Source organism: Spirosoma areae, assembly GCF_054781775.1.
On the sequence record NZ_BAAGTT010000013.1, the window covers coordinates 1 to 19,623 of the forward strand.

Here is a 19,623-nt window from a genome sequence, read left to right on the forward strand (position 1 = left end):
ATTTATAGGTTGATGAGCTTATTGCTGAAGCTCTAACAAGATAGGTAAAAGGCACAAGTCTGCCTACTCCTGTTGTCCTGGGTATTCAATGGTACCTGCACAATCATTCGATTTCAGGACGATACAAAGTGTCTTGTCCTAGAAATAAACCGACGTTTTTATGAACGCTACCAGGGTAGGGGGGAGGTAGCCGAAAACGGCCTTTTTGCGTTCAATAAAACCGTTCAATTTAATCGTTCACGATTTTGCGCCGGGTTGAGGTTTATCTGGTCGGTTTGGGTTCAATCTTGTTGTAGAAGTATTCTATTTGGTGTGAAATGCTGTATTTTTCCTTTCAGAACTTGACAATCAGGCAATAATTGTTCCAAAAGGGTATAGAACGCTTAACTTTGGAAAGCTTTCAAGACGTAAGCCAGTTAATGCCAAATGATGTACTCAATACAGCACTTGATGGGCTGCAACTGCCCGACCGTCGGCTCATCTTGATTAATCGACAAGGAATCCTCGCCTTACTTTTTTCATCAGTCGGCAACTTGCTCAGACATTTCTTGAAAAGGGGATCTATATTCGCTTGTCCAGCGATTGAATGATTTCAGCCTTAAACTAAACTCCTTTAGCTGCTCGACAGTCGTCAGGGTAGTAGCTTACCGCTGGTAAATCAAACTGGCTAAAATTTGGCTAATTTTCATGAAGGAAGATCTTCATTCGGTCTTCGTCATCCCCCCATCGTCATCATCGTACTCCTCTGGTATATCATCACCCCTGTAGAGGTAAGTAAAATAATACGTGATCCATTTGTCGGCGGGAATGAACTCCCGGCCAGTAATCCGGTACGCCTGTCCATGGTCTTCACCCTTCAACATGTCACCTACGGTCAGTAGCGGACTGAACTCATAAAGTTTAACGATGGCATCCAGTACAGCATTGATCTCTTCTTCTACCTCTTCTATCCAGGTATCCCCCTTTTTGATCTGTTCGACCAGCGAGCGAACCATTAAACGACCCATCGCCAGACCAACCAGCCAGCCATTGGGCAAAAATCGCTTCTGTTCGTTCATTAGCTGGAGAATCGTCAGCTTAAGTCGCCGATCCGGATCATCGGTTTGAATCAAAGCGTTACGTAAGCCCAGTGTTTCGATCATAATCCGAACCTCCTGGGGGTCTTTGATGAGTGCCTTGGCCAGTTCGACGACACTAGTGATACCATAAGCTTGTTTTAACTGGTCAATCTCCTGATCAGTCCAATTCGGGGTTGGCTCTCGATGAGTCATGTATAAGGGCTTGAAGTAAGGATTAAAACCGCAATTCGTTTCTCGACGAACGAGTTGGCATACAGAGATCTACAAAAGGGCTACAAATCTTCAAAGTTGATGTTTCTTTCAATAATTGGCTTAGTGTAATTGAGGTTATAAGCTTTAATCCACCAAATTATTTTGCCTATCATTTCTCGATACTGCTCGTTCTTCCGCCTTTCATTGAACCTATGCACATTAAATAGAACATCTTCGAGCAATCGTATGGTCAGATTGGCTACGGCGTGTGCTTGGACGGGTTGACGGAGGGCAACCATAGCTACAGAACTATCTTTCCCAAGAAAATTACCCGTAATGACATCCGTTGCGTGTACTGACCTAGACCAACTTCTGTATAGTGTCTCGTACAAGTCAAACTTGCCCAAGTGTTTAGCTAAGTCCTGAATACTTTCAAGAAACTTTGGTTTGCCCTCTTCGTCTTGGTTGGTCAAATCGCTGAAAGGGGTGAACCACCCTTTAACTTTCTTTTTTATTTGCTTTACTCGAACATACTCGTTCTTTACTTCGGTGTGTTCAGGCCGTTCTATCCATTCATCAGCGGCAGCAATTTTTCCTTCCAGATTACTGATTTTAGGAACGTCTTTGTACACCCGACCGTGTTTGTAGTCTTTCTGATACTGTTTATAATTGGAATCATTGGGATCGTGCCGTTTGAGGAAAGTTAGACGTTCGGCGTAAACCGTAAATAAATAACACAACGCACGCCGATCCGTATCTGTTTTCAAGATGTATTCTAAGCTGAGGGTCGTTTCGAAGAGAGTGCGCAATAGAATCTCACAGGGATCCGCAACGTGTGATTTTAACAGAATGGAAATCGCATCCGTCAGTTCCAAGATGCGCCGGAACAGGGAAATGATGGGTATGCTTTCTTCTCTAAGATCCTCCTTCCGAAACTCCCAGTCTAATATGTGAGTGCCAAAGTCAACGAATTCGTCCAGTCCTTCCGTGTATAAAGCCAGCGCTTTGGTAAGTTCAGCATCCTCGCCGGGATGCCGACATAGTATGTCTTCTTTGGGTTGAGTTCTTGTAAGGGGCATAGTACGATTTTGTTTTGGTTAATAGGTTCGGCCAGACCTGCCCGTGTTCTCACCCCCATCATCTTCTTAAACTACTGATGATTAAAGCAGTTCCAAATCCAACTACCCGCTTAATACAAGTTAAAAATTGTGTCCGCCAAAGTGATCTTTCAAATAGTTATTTTTTGGTAAGTTTGATGTCCATACTCCCTCCTTCCTATGACCCCATTTCTACTCCTGTTATTAGTTGTCGCCCTGATATTTGTCTTGGTCCAAGCTTTAAAAATTAAGTCTAAAGACCGGGAGTTGATCTCAGCCAAGACCACTATTGATCAACAGACCCTTGCTGCAACCACTCGGGAAGCGCAGTTACAAGGTGAAGTCGACCAGCTCAGCCAGTACCTCTCCATTTTAGACGCCGAGCAGTATGCCACAGATGTGCGTGCTCTGGCGGAGAATGAAGCGGCTACTCTCCTCACGCGTGCCCGGCGCGAGGCTGACGACTTACGCATGGCCGCAACTGACGAACTTAAGCAAGCTCGTTCGGAGAGCAAAGAGATCCGCGATCAAGCGGGCGTTAGAGCCCGTGTTCTGCAAACGCAAGCCGATGGCGTGCTACTAGATGCCACTAAGGAAGCCGCCCGCATCATTACCATTGCCATTCAACGGGCCGAAGAAATTGCTGGAGAGGCCCTGGCAGCCGCCCGGAATGCGGATGGCCTGGAGAAAACTATTCAAGCGCTTAAAAATGTCATTGACGGTTACGGCGACCAGTACCTGATCCCATCGTATGTCTTGCTGGATGAGCTAGCCGAGGAATTCGGCCACACCCAAGCGGGCGAGGAACTAAAGCGGGCTCGTGAGCGGACCAGACTGATGATAAACACTCGTTTAGCTGCTCGGTGCGATTATGTCGAGGCAGTACGTAGTACCAGCGCCGTAAACTTTATTACTGACGCCTTTAATGGTAAAGTGGATACCGTACTGGCCAGCGTTAAGCATGATAACTATGGTACGCTGAACCAGCAAATCAAGGATGCCTACGCTTTGGTTAACAATTTGGGTAAACCCTTTAAAGACGCCCATATTACTCCGGAGTATTTACAGTCCCGTTTGGAAGAGTTGCGCTGGGCCACCGTCCTGCACGAACTGAAGCTGAAAGAGCGGGAGGAGCAGCGGCTCATCAAAGAGCAAATTCGAGAGGAAGAAAAAGCACGACGCGACTTTGAGAAAGCCCAGCGCGATGCTGCCAGGCAAGAAGATACGATCCAGAAGGCCATCGATAAAATACAGCAACAAGCCGCTAAAGCCTCGGCCGAGCAGCAGGCTGCCTTCGACGATCAGCTACGTGAATTAGAAGCTAGGTTACGGGTGGCCCAAGAAAAAAATCAGCGCGCGCTCTCCATGGCCCAACAAACGAAGTCAGGCCACGTCTACATTATTTCTAATATTGGCTCTTTTGGCGAACACGTCTACAAAATCGGCATGACTCGCCGTCTTGAACCCCTTGACCGGGTGCGTGAACTGGGTGATGCTTCGGTGCCCTTTGAGTTTGACGTCCACGCGCTGCTCTTTAGCAACGATGCACCCGCCCTGGAGCGTGATTTGCACCGCCACTTCCTGAATAACCAGATTAATAAGGTCAATCCGCGTAAAGAATTTTTTCGCGTGGATTTAGCCCAGATCAGGTCAGAAATTGAGCGTTTAGGGATCGACACGAAATGGACTCTTTCGGCCGCCGCCCGTCAATACCGCGAGAGCCTGGCCGTTGAACAAGCCCTGACGAGCGACACACGTTACCGGGCTGAGTGGGAGAAATTTCAGTTAGAAAACATCCCTACTGAATTAGAAGCGGAAGAACAGGAGCTATAAACTACCTTTCTATCCGATCAACCTTAACCCTCACTTATCAACCCTGACTATGAGTTGGAAAGGAGCCGTCCGCTCGTTTGCCGCCACTGCGCGGCGCATCGAACGTGACCAGCAGCGACGTACCCGTGTTGCCACACAACAATTTAAGCAATTGCAAAAGGAACAGGCAATCACCAGTGCCGCCCAAGCCGTGCGCGATTATGACGAGTATATCAGCGTCATTAAATCCGTTCATTACGATTGCAGTGATTGGCTTAATTGGTCAGCTATGCAGCAGGAGCCTCCTCCGAGTTCGCCTTCACGGAGTATCCAGGAGGAGCAGCGTGCCCAAGCTGCTTTGGACGCCTACCAACCTACCTTCTTCGACCGGCTGTTCAAACAAGGCCCCCGTAAGGTTCAGCGCCTGGAAGAGACCATCATTGCGGCCCGTCAGCGCGACCAGCAGATCACTATTGAACGTCAAGCCGAGTACGCCCGCCAGCTAAACGAGTGGCAGGACCGGCAGTACCTCACTCGTCAGGTGCTGGACAGAGATTCGGATGTATACTCACAAGTGTTGGAGATTTTTGCGCCTTTTGAGGGTAACTCTCACCTGGAATCACGGCTTGAATATACCTTTACCGCTGACCACATCGAAGTCGATGTACACGTAAGTAGCGCGGACGTTATTCCCGATTTTGTCGTTAGCCAGCTTGCCAGCGGGAAGCTCTCCCGTAAGGCGCTGCCTGTTAGTAAATTCAACGAGCTCTACCAAGACTACGTATGCGGTTGCTTGCTGCGTGTGGCCCGCGAAGTGCAAGCTCTTTTGCCCGTCAGCCAGGTCGTTGTCCATGCCTTAGCGAAACAGTTGAACCCCATCAACGGCCAGGTAGAAAGCCAAGTTATTGTATCGGCCGCAATGCCCCGAGCTACCCTGACTGAACTCAATTTTATTACTTTGGACCCGTCTGATTCAATGCACAACTTCAACCACAACATGAAATTCAGTAAGACTGGTGGATTCCAGGCCGTGGATCGCGTGGGCCTCGCGGCTCCGATACCCCTCAACAAACGGCGATGATTCATACCCGTCATGGTAACTTTTAACAGGGAGGTAGAAATTCAACGAATAACGTCCCTTCCCGCTCTATCCTTAAAAATGACATCTATTTTTAGGATAGAACGGGAAAGCTCATCTTAACTATTATTTAAATTTTCACTGTCATAAATTATTCGTTTTCAGTTATTTACTTGATTTGCAGCTACTGTTTCAAACCGTTAGCTCGATAGCTCAGCTTTAGCTTGTGAAAACTTTAATAAAAATAACTTTCTGATAATCAAACTTTTATAGATAATAAATTTTAACTCTATTTTTTCTATACCTTTATGGCCTGATAGACTTATTATGGACCAGACTAACTCATTAAATAATGACTTACAACAAGAAAATGGTTTAAAAGAATCAGAGTCCCTTGTTATTGAAGCCAAAAAGGCTCCTAATTCGCTCCTGGAACGGCTCATTCGGGAAGTGAGAACCGAAGCGCAGCTTAACATTCTGGCTTACAACCGAACTCACAACCGGCATAACCGTGGCCGATAGTAAAGATGTTAAGGCTAGCCTTGATACGGTGTTGATTAAGGTAGCGAGCCGCTGTAATATAAACTGTACGTACTGCTATGTGTACAACATGGGAGACGACAACTGGTCCCGGCAGTCTAAGTTTATGACGAGGGAAACCGTACAGGCAGTCTGCTCATCCCTGGCGTCATTGGCCGCACACCAGCGGGATTGCTTTAGTGTCGTGTTGCACGGTGGCGAGCCCCTGTTGTTAGGCGCAGGCAGGTTAAGCGATTTACTGAAACAACTGCGAACTGTTCTGCCCCCTCGCTATCCGATCAGTATTCAGACAAACGGTATACTGATCACAGAAGAAATCCTGGACGTCTGCGCCCTGTATCAGGTAAGCGTGGCTATTAGCCTTGACGGGCCAGCGCACGTACACGATAAGTTTAGAGTCACCCATGGTGGCACCGGAACGTTTAGGCAGGTCATTGCAGGAATCGCCACACTACAATCGCACCCGGAAGCCGCTTTTCTTAACGCGGGCCTGCTGGCAGTAGTCAACCCGGCTACTGACCCAGCGGAAATCTATAACTTCTTCAAAACGGTGGGTGCGCCCAGCGTTGATTTTCTCTACAAAGATGGTAACCATACCACTTTGCCAGTCGGTAAAGCGGCCGTGCACTCGCTGGAGTATGGTAAGTGGATGGTTGGCTTGCTGAATAGCTACATGAACGACGTAGATCCGCTACCCATTAGAGTTCTCGATGACATGCTAAAGGTACTCTTAGGAGGAAGTGTTTCCAAAGAAGGGTTAGGGGTCACTGATTTTGGGATTCTAATTATTGACACCGATGGTGCGCTCATGAAAAATGATACGCTAAAAAGCTCCTTCAATGGTGCCGATAAGTTTTTGCAACCGGTCAATGTTACAAAGACCAATTTGATTGATTTCCTGCATTCCGTCGACTTTGACCAGTACCGACAGATGCAGAAGCCAACCAGCAAGAAATGTCTCGCTTGTGCGGAACTGAACGTCTGCGGTGGTGGTATGATTTTACACCGTTGGCACGACCAGAGCGGCTTCAACAATGCTTCCGTATACTGTTCAGACCAGCTCCATTTGATTAGCCACATGCGTCAACTACTTAGTGCCTACAGCTTAGACCATGCATACTGTTAAGGTGATCGATTTCTCAGATACTATAGTTGAAGAACGCCCTTTTCCACACTTCTGCTCCAAGTCGGTTTTCTCCCCAGCGCTTGAGAAAGACCTGTATAGCTGGTTGTCAAGCACCATCATTTGGGAGTTGACCCGAACAGAATTTTATGAGCAGTACGAATTTAGCCTCTTACATGTTAAGCTTCCATCTAAATTACGCTGTTTGGTTGAAGACGGGCTAATCAACGCGATCAAGGCACAAATGGAAGCGACCTTTGAGGTTAATGGTTTAGAATTGGCAGGTGCCACGGTGCATAAGCTTACCGACGGACAGCATATAGGAGTTCACAATGATTTTATTGGTAAAGAGGAAAGCCATCGACTACTTATACAAATTAATTTCAACTGGACTGAAGATAACGGGGGGTACTTACTGCTATTTAATTCCGCTAACGCGGAAGATGTCAGTGACATTATCCTTCCGGTAAGTAACTCGGCATTTGGGTTTGAGATCTCAAACAAGTCGAACCACGCGGTGTCTAAGGTATATGATTTTTCGCGTTACACGCTAGTATACACCTTCAAGCAGTCAGAACGGTAATGAAAATACGTACTCACAGCTTGGATTATCTTAATAACGATCCGTTTATCATTTGTGAGCCAGCGTTAGCCCAAAGCCTAGCCCAGGCTGGATGGAACAAACTGGCTAAAGAAACCGGTGTTAGTACTGATACTTATTGTATAGCTAATTGCTTGAGTAACTCCGGGCAAACTATCAACAACCAACAACGTATAGAAGTAAAAGGGACGGAAGGGGTAATTATTGAAGTCCCTGATTTTAATAATCTGCGTCATTTTTACAAGGAGCACGGGCTTGATCCATTGGCTACTGCTGAACTCGAAGCAAAACACGTGCAGGAAAAGCTCCAGCGAGCTTTAGCGCTGCTTGAAACAGTAGAACCAGTAACCGCGTGCATTGGTACATTGGTCAGAACGCTACAGGTCTTGCGACAAGAGGACTTCGAAGTGGATACAAGCTACAGCCACCCCAAAATTCCATTTTCCGTTTTTGTCTCCGTTTGCGAAGATGCTTCACTTCTTTCCTCCCTACGGGTTGCAGAGTCAATCCTGCATGAGGTCATGCACCTTCAGCTAACTTTGCTGGAGGATGAAATAGAGTTAATTCGCCCCGAAAGCAACAACCTTTATTTTTCGCCATGGCGCGACGAAGACCGGCCGGCTCGAGGAATATTACACGGTTTGTATGTTTTTAGAGCTGTTCATGACTTTTACGTCTCTTTCGCTGCCACCCAGAATTATTCCGAAGAAGTAAAAGATTTTTTATTGTATCGAATAGAGTCTATCGAAAGTGAACTCAATTCGCTGAGTTATTTTAATCGAATCCCTGATTTAACACATAACGGTAGATTACTTGTGTGCCAAATATTCAAATTAAGAATGGACGTAATTTACCCATGACAGCAGCCAAAAACGGAGCCTGAGGTTTCTGACATTCCTTAAAGAAATCCTTAGCTTTTCGAACATCGCTGGTGTTTCTATTAAAGACACACCTGTAAGCATCTTTGCTGATATTCAAACCAACACAAAACTGAATTGTCTCTTCTCAATTTCACGGCGACGGCGGCCCGACCCTTTTGTTCACTTTCACTTGACGACGTACAGTTTAAAGACTAATTCATAGATCAGCAATAAATTTATACAGTCGGTAGTTCAGGGAAGTTACATCTAACACAATAAGCAAACATTGCTGAATCTTTTGCTGCATTATTTAACACTTCGTTTGCATTAATAATAAGATTAATAAGTTCAACTTTTGTGGTTTTTAAAGCATTAACTGCTAGATCAAGTTGTTCTTCGTTATTAATATCTATCCTAGTAAGTATTTCAAGTGCTTTTAATACTTTAATATGATTAAGCCTTGATTCATTCATTCTATCCAATTCTAAAACCCCAATAGTCTTAGCACCTTTTGTACTTCCACCCACAGGGACTGGAACTTCTTTCTTAAAAGTCATAAAATCTGCAGGATTTTCAACAGTGGGATCTATTAACAAACGATCCTCATCAACTAAATTATTAATGTGGTTATGAAAAAGCTTTCTTGTTAATTCATTACCTAGTGGGAATTCATTTTTTTTATAAGTGCGATTACATATTTCACAGGAAAACAAAAGATTTGCCCAATCATATGCTAACCAATAATATCCAGGATATACATATCCTTTCGTTCCTACTTTTTTATAGGCGCTTTTTGGTCTAAAGTGTTCGACATCTCCATAACTAGTCTTTGTAAAAATGGATTCACAAAAACAACATTTTTGGTGTTGATCTGATTTCAGTAAGTTTTTTACAGTCGAATCGCCATATATCTTGGAATCAAATTTCATAGATTTTAATGATCTATTCTTTACACCTACAGCAGAAGTATAAAGGTGAGGACTAGCTGCGTATGCATCATTTAACATGTTGGTTTGTGTTACACCGTCGCCGCTAAGAATAGCAGGTATGGCCAAAGTTTTATTTATTCGAATCATCGGTCTTGCTTTTTTCGATATTCATACTTTCTGCAAGGTTTTTTAAGATTTCCATTGCATCTGATTCTTTTTTGTTATCACCAAATGGTAATCCATCTATTTCAATATTAAGTGTATTCAGTTTTTCTTTTTCATTTTCGGTTAATGTTTCTTTTTTCAACAATTTTCTACGCTTGGCCGTTTTTTCTGAAATTTCAGGGCTTCGGTCACTTTCAATGCCAAACAAATCACTTGTAACAACTTGCCCAATACTCCAGCCTTTTATAACTTCTGGATTACTATCTATCATTACCTGTGTACCGTTTTTATATACAACACAAATATTTTCGGTTTCTGAAGATTGTGCCATAAAAGGACTGTGTGCAGTACAAATAAATTGAGTTTTCTTAAAATGTTTGATTAGAAAGCTTTTTAAGGTTCTTTGCCATACAGGATGTAAATGCAAGTCAATTTCATCTATTATAACAACAGCTGGTTCATTTAAAGGATTATCACTTTCAGGATTCAGCCATAACATTCTAATCGCCAAATCGACTGCCCATGATAACATAGTTTGATAGCCTAAGCTAACATTGAATAAAGGTATAAGACCATGAGCAGTTTGAATTTCTACAATTCTTTCATTTTTTTCACCATCAGAATTTATAGGAGGGTTGATGATAATTGAGTTAGCGTTTTTTATATCTGGCAATAGATCGGCAACTAATTTTTTTAATGTTTCGAGCAATTTTATAGAAGTATACGTTTTGTTTTCTTCCTCAGCGTCTTGATTTTTTAATTGTTCTTTTGTTGAAGCATAATCCAAATATGCTAAAACTTGCTCTGGATCATACAATTCTCCTAAATCAGAAAGCAAATTAAAAGTTGGATCAATTAATTCCTGATTTTCAAAATTTTTACGGGCTAAGTGTCTACTAGCACTATAAGCAAATAGATTTGGAGTATTAAATTCTGGCATTTCCACAGAATGAGGTTCAATGAGTTCCATTTTACCATCTATTCTTTCAAAATCAATTGATATAGTTAATGTATTTTTTGGCTTTTTATCTAAATCGCAACCATTTGCGAAAGAAGCTGATAGACTAGTTTTGACATTTTTGCCAGACCTTAGTATACTATCATAGTACACATCAACATCAAAACTTAGATCGTCCATTAATGGCTTAATTCTTTTCGGCAACTCTTCCGAATTTTTAAGATACTCTTTCGAAATTGTTGTTATTTTAGATATTTTTTCTATATCATAGTTAGCTTCATAAAGTAATTTTGCAATCCTTACTCGTTCGTTATGTTCCGCATTCGGAGGAGCAATAACCGGAACCATCCATGCTAAGCACTTCAATAAGGTTGTTTTCCCAACTCCATTATCACCTAAGATAAGCGTCCACCTCGCTATAGAGCCATCCTCGTTTATCAAGCTCAATTCTTGCTCTTCACCAAAACTTTTTACATTTTTTACTTTTAACGATGTAAAATACATTGGCAATTTGTTGATTTGGTCACTCATAATTTAGTTGTATCAAATGGTAGTTAATACTTAAATGCAGAAAGATAGGTTGGTAAATTTTAAGGTAATTTAGTTTTGTTATACTGGTTGATGATGTTGAGTATGCGGGCAAAATGGCTGTCATCGGTCTTAGCAAATGATAATGTTTTATGGGTCAAATGCGGTTGGCGTTGACGGAGCGTGTTGTTGAACCGCTCGAAGTGAGCCTTACTACCCGGTTATTAACGACGCCGACCAGCCGGAATCAACTCATTACAAACTGAATAGGCATCGGTAAAAATACCACTTTCTGTTGATAATGGTCGGTAAACTTGACCACAATATCCGACAACCATAGTGGCCCCGGTCGCCGGTGGTAAAGTCTACAATCTGGCGAGCGTTGCGTTCCAAGGCCAACCAGACCCACGTTTTAACGTCTTCTTAGGACGAGTCAAACACTTCTTCGTTCAGAGAAAGGCAAAAATTTAAATTTTCTGAACTTGTAACATTCTGTAATTTAAATTATTATGCAAATATTTTGTTGATTTGAAATCGTCCACGAAAACCCTGCCTTCTTGAATTGGCTTTTGACCTATATTAGTGGGAGACCTTTTTGGCAAGCCCATAGCCTGATGCCGATAAAAAGCGTTTCGCATTTTCATCGGTTAGATTCAACTCGATCATATAGCGAATAGCGGCTTGTTTATTGCTCGCTTTTTGATAATAATGCTTGCAAATTTGATAGCCCACAAAATAACCTAAGTCTCGTACTGACTGGCCGGCAATTTCCCGCTTTCCGTATAACCAACCCCCTTTCCAATCAACCTCAGCGTACATCTCTTTTTTAAAGGCATCCCAAACCAATTGCTCATGTTTTAACCCAAAGGCGGTATGGCCGCCAGGATTTACAGCCGCTAAGGATTGTTCATAAACCAGTTCCGCGATGAAGTCGGCCATGCCCTCCTCTATGCATTTACCTAGCAGTTGCTTGTGGGTTTCTGTGTATTGCTTCTCTAACTGACTACTTTGGAGGATACGATCTTTATTGCGTTGAGTCCATTGCTGGGTATGCACAAATTCGTGCAGTACCAAGGGAACCGCCCAATTGGGCTGGCTACTAGCTGCTACTTCGGTGCCAATGTAGACAGTCCGGTTATCAATGGTCCCGCCTGAATTATTGATACCTACACAAAAGTAGATGTCGCCATCCCGGAAAGCAGGGTAAATGCGCTTAAACAAGGTTATTCGATTTCGAATTTCAGTTTCCTGCTCTAAAACCGACAAGATCCAGGGTCTCTTTTCGCGTAAAACCGTCTTATCTTTTTCCATAAAGGCGCGCCATTTAGGGGTGCTGCCACCCCGCAACACCATAAATTCTTTGAGGCCCTTACTAGCCTTGTCGACATAGAGCTTCTGGATAAAGGCGGCCTGCTTAGCGGTATCCGTTGTGGTCATCACACTGTCAAAGGCTTGGTAGAACTGAGGCAAATCGTCCGTGTGCAGGTTTATTTGTGCTTCACCAGGAAAGGTGATTAGTAGGAGTAGAACAAGCGTACCGAGAAAAGAAAGGAAGTTTTTGAGACCTGTCATTGGGCTACTGATTGCTATACACATGAATTGATATACAGATGGGTTAGTCAACGAAACATTTATTCTGTCTTAGTATCACCGTTCAACTTTTGTCACAGAAGGTAGAAAATGTATTTAAGGAAATAATTAGTATGTAGCGGCTTTATCGGCTCGTACTCGGCTCTAAAAAGTGGTTATCCGTAAGCCAATCGGCCATCCGTAGTGGCCAGGTGTTAATCGACTTCAACTCAGACCGGTCTCCCATATTGAAGGCATGTTTACCCTGCGTATAAATATGGGCTTCTACCGGAACCTTAGCCGCCCGATATCGCTGCAGTAAGAGAACAACCACTTCGGAGCACCATACATCGTCATTGGCCACCAGCAGAAAAGCAGGCGGGGCATCGGCTGGAACGGTTTTGGGTAGGCCCAGCGGACCCGGATAAATCAGCATTTGAAAGGCGGGCTTTCCATCCAGCCGGTCGATGGGATCGGGGGCGTCGATAAGGCCTTTGCCGGGCGCATAAGCGACCATGCTGATCACATCGCCCCCCGCCGAGAAACCAAGCATACCCAGTCGATTGGGGTCAATCCCAAACTCGTTGGCTTTGCTGCGGACCAGCCGCATGGCTCGGTAGGCATCCTCACGGGGATGTTTTTCGAGTGAATAGGGCGAATGTTCTTCCCGGGCTAGCCGATACTTTAACACAAAGGCGGCCACGCCAAGGCTATTGAGGTACTGGGCTGGCTGGCGACCTTCGGCATTAAAAACCAACTCCCGATGGCCACCACCCGGGCAAATAACCACGGCGGCCCCCGTGGCTTTCTCTTTGGGTGGTAAATAGACGGTTATGGAGGGATTATTAATATGGCGTACCCAATAGTCTTTCGCCTGTTCGGGTTCATTCCGTCGATCTTCAAAGCCAGGGGCCCCTTTCGGCCAGAGGGGTATTTCAAAGGGAGTTGTCTGGGTAAAGCCCACGACCGAAAACCCATTAAACAGCACCAATACAACCAGGCGAAATACTACAGGTGAAACGTTCAACATAATGGGTTTGGGACAAATCGAATTTACTAGATGAAGTCGGACGTTTCGTAAAACTAATGATCCCATTCCATCCTTCTTCAGTAGGCGTTTAGAAGTTGTCGCTTATAGCTTACCATCCAATCGTTTCACACTCATGGCCAAAAACGCCTGGCCTCTGCGGGTGCGATAGCCCATCTGATTTAACCGATCGGCAATGGCTCGATACGTCAGTCCTTCCCGGCGATACAGCCGAATCAACTCAGCAGCTTGCCGATTGGCTAAGTTCGTCTGCGCATTTTGCTGGCGGACGGCTAAACCTCGACGCGTTACGTCTGGGGTAATATTGGGCATGCCCAGTTTATGACCCTGGGCTTTCTTAGCGGCTAAGGCAGCTCGCGTGCGTTCGCCAATCAGCTCCCGTTCGTGCTGGGCCAATACGGCCATAATGCCCACCGTTAGGGTATTGGCATCGGGAATGTCACAGGCCACAAAGTCCACCTCCGAGTTACGAAGCGAAAAGATAAAGGACACATTACGGCTTAGTCGGTCCAGCTTGGCAATTAGTAGGCGTGCCTTATGTAGTTTGGCCTGGGCAATGGCTGCGGTTAGTTGGGGCCGATCGGCTCGCTTACCCGACTCGACTTCAATAAACTCGTCGAGCAGGATATCGCCGACTTTTAGGAAACGTTGAACAATGTCCTGCTGGGCCGAAAGCCCCAGCCCACTTTTGCCCTGGCTAGCTGTCGAGACACGGTAGCAAGGAACGTACTTCATTCTACTTTTTTACGTATATAGGTAGGCGTTGCAAAAAGAAGAATAAATGAATCTTTTATCCCCTTTCCCATCGAATTTCCTTTTGCCGGTGTTCCACGGGCGAATATAGGAATAATTGGGGTGTTGTAACATTATCACGATGACCGTTGTGAAAATGTTACAAAGACAAAAATAGCTTAAAGTGAATTTTGACCAGTGCTAACCAGCTTGCTTTTCGATTTACTTTATCTTTGAGTTACTTACCGACTGGTTTACCACCTACTTGCATGGGAGTCGCTCAAGAAATCTGGCAAGCTTTCATCACGGCTCATCCCGAAGCCGCCAAAGGACACTTGTCTTTGGAGGAAGTAAACCAGAAGATGGCCGCTTTTGTCCAAGCCCGCAATCAGCAGCCTCAGTCCGATTTTGACGGTCTCTCCCCTCAGCAGATGCATATTCTGCTCAGTGACCCTTTAGGAATGGGGTCACCCTTTTGCTTACAGCAGGAGGTGACTGATTCGCTACTGGATCAGATTTCTTTTTTTGGGTTGATGGAGGTGCTCTATTAACACTTGCTCACCCACCAATCTATCAAGCTAACCCCAAAGGGCAACCTGCCCCTGGCCTTGTGCCGGGAGCTGTATGAACGCAAGCTCCTGGTGCAGGATGACATCGAACAAGGTATAACTAAAAAAATCTCGGAAGATAATGTCCACTTTCTTCAAGCGCTTAAAGTTTGCCTCTCACTGAGTCCCTATGCTAAGAAACAACATAATGCCTTGTGGTTGACCAAAACAGGGGAAAAGGCGATGGCTCAGCAGCGTGCATTTCGCTTCCGGCAGGTTCTCCAGGATTACACGCTACGCTTTAACTGGGCTTACCTGGATGATACCCAGACCCAGGCGGGCCAATTCGGCTGGGTTTATTCACTCTACTTGGTAAATCGTTATGGAAGTGAGTGGCACAACACTAATTTTTATGCCAATAAAGTCCAACAAGCTTTTCCTCATTTACGAGAGCCGATACCCTCAGGTCGATTGTCGGGTTACTGGTTAGACTTTGAGCGGGTGTATCGCTGGCGCTTTGTGCAACAGTTTGGCCGCTGGTTTGGCTTACTTGAGCTTCAGAAAGAGCCCCAACGGGGCCTGTATCCCGACCCGCTATTGATGAAGAAAACACCGTTACTCAATCAACTTTTCCAGTTTGGTGGATATTCAGACCGAATTGATGGTATTGTCAAAGTGTAGCCTGAACTCATCTATACCCTTATTTTTGAGACAAGGTCCACCGTTGCGGTTGATACATGAGACGGCAATTTGAGACGACTTAGTAAGCAGGATATAATCATTAATATAGATATTCAGAAGTCCCGAGAAAACGGGCATTTCGCGATATAGAAAATCAGCTAGTTGAACATTAAAGCGAAATGAATGGACCAGTCTCTTGAATCGGTCAACACCGAGGTCAGGTAGTCATTTCAAATACGTTCTGAACCACCGATCCACCTCCTCCATATCCGGTTTGGGCCAATGCCGTTGTTTATGAGTCAGCACCAGTTTGGCCGGCACGCCTTGCTCCTGTAAAGCCTGATACATCCGGGGCGATTGGCGGAGGGGAGTGAAAAAGTCGTCATCGGAATAGTAGATCAGCGTAGCCGCATCTCCTTTGGTCACATGGGTAATGGGGGATGCCTGCGCATACTTGCCGGAAGAAATAAATTCATTTTGACGCTCATCGGGAAGCTCCCCGATGTAATTAAGAAACATGCGAAGGGCCAGGTTTCGGGTGAGCGTGGTGTCCGCTTTCCGATTAATATCCCATAACATAAACGGAGCACCCATCGTGACAACAGCCTGTACTCTGGAACTCAGGCTGTCAATGGGATCGGTTGCTAGCTCAGGAGGCGCATCCGTAACGCCCAGCATGGACGATAGAACGGCACCGGATGAATGGCCCATCGCGCCAATATGCTGGGCGTCAATGCCGAATCGGCGGGCATTATACCGAATGTAACGGACTGCCCGTTGGCAATCGGACAAGATATCGGGTGCGTGAAACTGCGGGGCAAACCGGTGGTTGATCATGAATACCGTGTACCCCTTCCGGATCAGGGACTCCACCCATTTGCCGTTGTACGCCGTATCCCGCACGGCTTCTTTTAACGCGCTCTGGTTGTAGATACGCTGATCAAAGAACCCCCAGCCGTTTCCCGCTATAAAGACGATCCCCAGGTGATTGCTGGTGGCTGGCTGGTACACATCCATAAGCAACCCCGTTCCGGCGACTACGCCGTACACGACATTTTCCTGCCTGGTGACTTTCTGACCAAAAGCGACGATCGTCTGTATCCACAGAGTACTGGCTACTACTAAAAATGAAAAAGATTTCATGCGACAGTTCTTTTGTGAGAGAAGAAAATTGTATCAAGCCTGAATCAATCGATGTACCAGGTAGTCAAAGCAAGAAAGATTTCCAAGAAGATGCCTTGGCAGGCCATTAAAGCCCTTTTTAAGGAAAAAACATATCTGTTAAAGCCAGGGCGAGGCGCTAGGTTATTCTAAAAAATTGGAGAAATATAGAAAAACTCCAAAAAATTGGAGTATGTTTAGTAAACCGTTACATCCCGCTCCACCGATGCTTAGTAATCAGGTATTAGAGGAATTGGCCGAAAAGGCCACGCTGCTTTCCCTCAGCGGCGACATGGCAGTCATCCGCGACATGGACGATCTGTACCGGGTCATGATGGAAAAGATCCGGCCCCTGATTAACTTCAACGACGCCGTGGTGGTCCTCTTCCAGAAGGATACCTACAATTACTTCTTCAACCTGGCACCGGCCCAACGGCGGGAAAATCCGTTTTACGACATGCTGGCCCGCAAAAGCTTTCCCTTCCAGAATTCGCCGTTCGAGTATTTTATCAAGCAGGAGGACCCCTTTCTGTTGACGACGGAGCAGATGCTGGTGCGGTTTCCCGGCTATCCGGGTTTTATATTCATGCAGCAGACCGGCCTGCACTACTCCGTGAAGCTAAACCTCCTGCACGGGGGAGATCTCTTTGGGGTGGTGTTACTGCATTTTAATGAAGCGTCCCCGATCCAGCCTGCAAAATTTCCCCTGTACCTCGCCTTCACCGACCAGTTAGCTGTGGCGGTTTACAATATCCTGGCCAATCGGGAAATCCTGGAACGGGAGCAGGAGAGGACCATCCTGCTTTCCCTCAGCGAGGCCATGACCACCATCCGGAATAAGGACGATCTGTATCGGGTGATGATGGAAAAAATACGGCCACTCATCGACTTCGACGATGCCGTAGTGGCTCTCTGCCAGAAGGATACCTACAATTACTTCTTCAACCTGGCCTCGGCTGAACGTCAGGTCCATCCGCTCTTCCGGGAACTGGTCCGGCAATCTTTTCCCATCCTGAACTCTCCTTTCGAGCTACTGCTGGGGCAGGAGGGCCCCTATGCCTGGTCGGCGCAAGAACTATTGACATCCTACCCGGGTAATGCGGATCTGACGTTGATGGAGCAAACCGGCCTGCACCACTCAGTGAATGTTCCCCTGGTGTACGCCGGTGAACGGATTGGGCTGGTTCTTTTCCATTTTCAGCGCAAACCTTCGCAGCACCCGGCCCTGTTGAACCTCTACAAAGCCCTGGCCGGACAATTGGCCGTCGTCATTAGTAACATTCTCGCTAATGAAGAAATAGCCGCGCGGGAACGGGAGAAAAGTCTGCAAATCGCCCTGACCAACGTTTTGGCGGGGGAAGATCGGTGGGATCAGAAGTTAGTAAAGGTTATTCAGCTCCTCCAGCCCTTCATCCCCCTGGATTATGTCTTCGTACGCTTGGAAGCGGGCAGCCAACTCAAAAGCGACTATACCTTCTACCGGACGGGGTTCGATGAATACCAAGTATTAGACCCCGCTCACCTGCAGCAACTCAGTGGGATGTCAATTGAAAAGTGGGAGGCGCTTCGCCGGGAATTGATCGCTCAAGAGGCAATGATTCTGACCGGGGAAGAGGGGGTGCGATGGAGCCGGCAGCACGCCCTGGACCACATGATAACCCAGCACTTTCAGCTCCGGTCGCTAGTGCGGTTTCCGTTGCCGCTCAGCCGGGACAAGGCCTTCATTTTTACTTTTTACAGCAAACAAGCGGACGTCTACCTGGGCGAACACCTAGCCTTTCTGAGCCGAATCGCCTATTCGCTGTCGCTGACGTTAGACAAGTTGCTGGCCTATGAGGAGATTCAAACGCTAAGCGAGCAGTTGAAGCAGGAGAAGAGCTACCTGATGGAAGAGGTCAAAATCACCTATAACTTCGAGCAGGTCATCGGCAGCAGTCCCCAGTTGCAGCGGGTATTCCGGGCGGTGGCCAGCGTGGCCCCCATCGATACGACCGTGTTGATCCAGGGTGCAACCGGCACGGGCAAAGAGCTGATCGCCCGGGCCATTCATCACCAGTCGCCCCGAAGGGAGCGGCCGTTGATTAAGGTCAATTGTGCCGCCCTGCCCGCCCATCTGATTGAGTCGGAACTGTTCGGCCACGAAAAGGGGGCCTTCACCGGGGCGGTCGAGCGGCGGATTGGGAAGTTTGAAATGGCCAACCAGGGCACTATTTTTCTGGATGAGATCGGCGAACTGGCCCTGGAGCTCCAGGCCAAGCTGCTCCGTGTGCTGCAGGAAAAAGAAATTGAGCGAATTGGTGGAAAATCCACCATTCACGTGGATTTCCGGGTCATCGCCGCAACGAACCGGGACCTGGAGAAAGCCGTTCTGGAAGGAACATTTCGCTCCGACCTGTTTTATCGGCTGCACATCTTTCCCATTCACCTACCTTCCCTGCGTGAGCGGAGCGAAGACATTCCTCTATTGGCCACCTACTTTACTCAGAAATTCTCCCGGAAAATGGGCTGGCCGTTCCCGGGTATCTCCGCCACAACCCACGCCGAGTTGCTGGCCTACGACTGGCCGGGAAACATCCGGGAACTGGAGAATGTGATCGAACAGGCCGTCATCCTCTCGGAGGGGCGTCCCTTGGAATGGAGTCGCCCGCTTGCCAAACGGGCCGCCCCCGTACTGCCAGCCACCCCGGTGACTGAAGAGGAGGCAGCGGGCCGAGCCAGCAGCGGCATCAAATCACAACGGGAAAGCTGGGAGAAAACCCAGATCATGCAGGCACTCCAACTAGCCAACGGTCGTATCCGGGGTACCGATGGCGCAGCCGAGCGGCTAGGTCTGAAGGCCACTACGCTGGAAGCCAAAATGAAAAAGCTGGGCATTTTTAAAGAGCATATTATGAAAAACTAAATCAGCAGTCAAATAGGAGC

Annotated in this window: 17 protein-coding genes; 9 read left to right on the forward strand and 8 right to left on the reverse strand. The window is 46.4% G+C overall.

Annotated elements, in window-relative coordinates; genetic code table 11:
* Positions 1 to 701 precede the first annotated feature (701 nt).
* The gene (locus tag ACYVI1_RS05745; protein ID WP_460907695.1) at positions 702 to 1,271 is read right to left on the reverse strand and encodes a hypothetical protein; all 570 of its coding nucleotides are present in this window, start codon (positions 1,269 to 1,271) and stop codon (positions 702 to 704) included.
* Positions 1,272 to 1,351: 80 nt separating this feature from the next.
* Positions 1,352 to 2,350, reverse strand: coding sequence for a DUF5677 domain-containing protein (locus ACYVI1_RS05750; protein WP_460907697.1), 999 nt, complete (start codon positions 2,348 to 2,350; stop codon positions 1,352 to 1,354).
* Positions 2,351 to 2,548: 198 nt separating this feature from the next.
* On the opposite strand from ACYVI1_RS05750, the gene ACYVI1_RS05755 reads away from it, so the two are divergent.
* The 6 genes from ACYVI1_RS05755 to ACYVI1_RS05780 all read left to right on the forward strand — a co-directional run bounded on the left by ACYVI1_RS05755 (position 2,549) and on the right by ACYVI1_RS05780 (position 8,382).
* Entirely contained in the window at positions 2,549 to 4,201 is a 1,653-nt protein-coding gene (locus tag ACYVI1_RS05755; RefSeq protein ID WP_460907700.1) for a DUF4041 domain-containing protein, read from the forward strand.
* Between the two features lie 49 nt (positions 4,202 to 4,250).
* Positions 4,251 to 5,261: a hypothetical protein gene (locus ACYVI1_RS05760; protein ID WP_460907702.1), complete on the forward strand. Its 1,011-nt coding sequence runs from the start codon at positions 4,251 to 4,253 to the stop codon at positions 5,259 to 5,261.
* 324 nt (positions 5,262 to 5,585) lie between these two features.
* Complete coding sequence (yhhA, locus tag ACYVI1_RS05765) at positions 5,586 to 5,780, forward strand: YhhA family cyclophane-containing RiPP (RefSeq protein ID WP_460907704.1); 195 nt, start codon at positions 5,586 to 5,588, stop codon at positions 5,778 to 5,780.
* Between the two features lie 28 nt (positions 5,781 to 5,808).
* The gene (gene yhhB / locus ACYVI1_RS05770; protein WP_460907758.1) at positions 5,809 to 6,924 is read left to right on the forward strand and encodes a cyclophane-forming radical SAM/SPASM peptide maturase YhhB; all 1,116 of its coding nucleotides are present in this window, start codon (positions 5,809 to 5,811) and stop codon (positions 6,922 to 6,924) included.
* Complete coding sequence (gene yhhC, locus ACYVI1_RS05775) at positions 6,911 to 7,504, forward strand: cyclophane-containing peptide 2OG-Fe(II) oxygenase YhhC (RefSeq protein ID WP_460907706.1); 594 nt, start codon at positions 6,911 to 6,913, stop codon at positions 7,502 to 7,504. The genes yhhB and yhhC overlap by 14 nt, the downstream gene beginning before the upstream one ends.
* On the forward strand, positions 7,504 to 8,382 hold the full coding sequence (locus tag ACYVI1_RS05780) for an aKG-HExxH-type peptide beta-hydroxylase (RefSeq protein ID WP_460907708.1): 879 nt from the start codon (positions 7,504 to 7,506) through the stop codon (positions 8,380 to 8,382). Before yhhC ends, ACYVI1_RS05780 begins: the two co-directional genes overlap by 1 nt.
* A gap of 236 nt (positions 8,383 to 8,618) precedes the next feature.
* Here the strand turns inward: ACYVI1_RS05780 and ACYVI1_RS05785 are convergent, their stop codons facing one another.
* The 5 genes from ACYVI1_RS05785 to ACYVI1_RS05805 form a co-directional block, all read right to left on the reverse strand.
* The gene (locus ACYVI1_RS05785) at positions 8,619 to 9,458 is read right to left on the reverse strand and encodes an HNH endonuclease family protein (protein ID WP_460907710.1); all 840 of its coding nucleotides are present in this window, start codon (positions 9,456 to 9,458) and stop codon (positions 8,619 to 8,621) included.
* Positions 9,442 to 10,965 carry an AAA family ATPase gene (locus ACYVI1_RS05790; RefSeq protein ID WP_460907712.1) on the reverse strand — a complete coding sequence of 508 codons (1,524 nt, stop codon included), beginning with the start codon at positions 10,963 to 10,965 and terminating at the stop codon, positions 9,442 to 9,444. The genes ACYVI1_RS05785 and ACYVI1_RS05790 overlap by 17 nt, the downstream gene beginning before the upstream one ends.
* A 576-nt stretch (positions 10,966 to 11,541) precedes the next feature.
* Positions 11,542 to 12,534 carry a DUF2268 domain-containing putative Zn-dependent protease gene (locus ACYVI1_RS05795; protein ID WP_460907714.1) on the reverse strand — a complete coding sequence of 331 codons (993 nt, stop codon included), beginning with the start codon at positions 12,532 to 12,534 and terminating at the stop codon, positions 11,542 to 11,544.
* A 142-nt stretch (positions 12,535 to 12,676) separates the two neighbouring features.
* A complete protein-coding gene (locus ACYVI1_RS05800; RefSeq protein WP_460907716.1) occupies positions 12,677 to 13,561 on the reverse strand; it encodes an alpha/beta hydrolase in 885 nt (294 codons plus the stop codon).
* Positions 13,562 to 13,663: 102 nt separating this feature from the next.
* Complete coding sequence (locus ACYVI1_RS05805) at positions 13,664 to 14,314, reverse strand: recombinase family protein (RefSeq protein WP_460907718.1); 651 nt, start codon at positions 14,312 to 14,314, stop codon at positions 13,664 to 13,666.
* 266 nt (positions 14,315 to 14,580) lie between these two features.
* Between ACYVI1_RS05805 and ACYVI1_RS05810 the strand changes: the two genes are divergently transcribed.
* Positions 14,581 to 14,862 (forward strand): hypothetical protein, encoded by a 282-nt coding sequence (locus ACYVI1_RS05810; protein WP_460907720.1) that lies wholly within the window; start codon positions 14,581 to 14,583, stop codon positions 14,860 to 14,862.
* A gap of 3 nt (positions 14,863 to 14,865) precedes the next feature.
* A complete protein-coding gene (locus tag ACYVI1_RS05815; RefSeq protein ID WP_460907722.1) occupies positions 14,866 to 15,540 on the forward strand; it encodes a hypothetical protein in 675 nt (224 codons plus the stop codon).
* Positions 15,541 to 15,765: 225 nt separating this feature from the next.
* Here the strand turns inward: ACYVI1_RS05815 and ACYVI1_RS05820 are convergent, their stop codons facing one another.
* A complete protein-coding gene (locus ACYVI1_RS05820) occupies positions 15,766 to 16,683 on the reverse strand; it encodes an alpha/beta hydrolase fold domain-containing protein (protein WP_460907724.1) in 918 nt (305 codons plus the stop codon).
* Positions 16,684 to 16,927: 244 nt separating this feature from the next.
* On the opposite strand from ACYVI1_RS05820, the gene ACYVI1_RS05825 reads away from it, so the two are divergent.
* Entirely contained in the window at positions 16,928 to 19,603 is a 2,676-nt protein-coding gene (locus ACYVI1_RS05825) for a sigma-54-dependent Fis family transcriptional regulator (protein WP_460907726.1), read from the forward strand.
* Positions 19,604 to 19,623 lie beyond the last annotated feature (20 nt).

Coding starts and splice junctions, on each gene's coding strand:
- ACYVI1_RS05745 (WP_460907695.1), bottom strand. CDS start 1,271: ATGACTCATCGAGAGCCAACCCCGAATTGGACTGATCAGGAGATTGAC.
- ACYVI1_RS05750 (WP_460907697.1), bottom strand. CDS start 2,350: ATGCCCCTTACAAGAACTCAACCCAAAGAAGACATACTATGTCGGCAT.
- ACYVI1_RS05755 (WP_460907700.1), top strand. CDS start 2,549: ATGACCCCATTTCTACTCCTGTTATTAGTTGTCGCCCTGATATTTGTC.
- ACYVI1_RS05760 (WP_460907702.1), top strand. CDS start 4,251: ATGAGTTGGAAAGGAGCCGTCCGCTCGTTTGCCGCCACTGCGCGGCGC.
- yhhA (WP_460907704.1), top strand. CDS start 5,586: ATGGACCAGACTAACTCATTAAATAATGACTTACAACAAGAAAATGGT.
- yhhC (WP_460907706.1), top strand. CDS start 6,911: ATGCATACTGTTAAGGTGATCGATTTCTCAGATACTATAGTTGAAGAA.
- ACYVI1_RS05780 (WP_460907708.1), top strand. CDS start 7,504: ATGAAAATACGTACTCACAGCTTGGATTATCTTAATAACGATCCGTTT.
- ACYVI1_RS05785 (WP_460907710.1), bottom strand. CDS start 9,458: ATGATTCGAATAAATAAAACTTTGGCCATACCTGCTATTCTTAGCGGC.
- ACYVI1_RS05790 (WP_460907712.1), bottom strand. CDS start 10,965: ATGAGTGACCAAATCAACAAATTGCCAATGTATTTTACATCGTTAAAA.
- ACYVI1_RS05795 (WP_460907714.1), bottom strand. CDS start 12,534: ATGACAGGTCTCAAAAACTTCCTTTCTTTTCTCGGTACGCTTGTTCTA.
- ACYVI1_RS05800 (WP_460907716.1), bottom strand. CDS start 13,561: ATGTTGAACGTTTCACCTGTAGTATTTCGCCTGGTTGTATTGGTGCTG.
- ACYVI1_RS05805 (WP_460907718.1), bottom strand. CDS start 14,314: ATGAAGTACGTTCCTTGCTACCGTGTCTCGACAGCTAGCCAGGGCAAA.
- ACYVI1_RS05810 (WP_460907720.1), top strand. CDS start 14,581: ATGGGAGTCGCTCAAGAAATCTGGCAAGCTTTCATCACGGCTCATCCC.
- ACYVI1_RS05820 (WP_460907724.1), bottom strand. CDS start 16,683: ATGAAATCTTTTTCATTTTTAGTAGTAGCCAGTACTCTGTGGATACAG.
- ACYVI1_RS05825 (WP_460907726.1), top strand. CDS start 16,928: ATGCTTAGTAATCAGGTATTAGAGGAATTGGCCGAAAAGGCCACGCTG.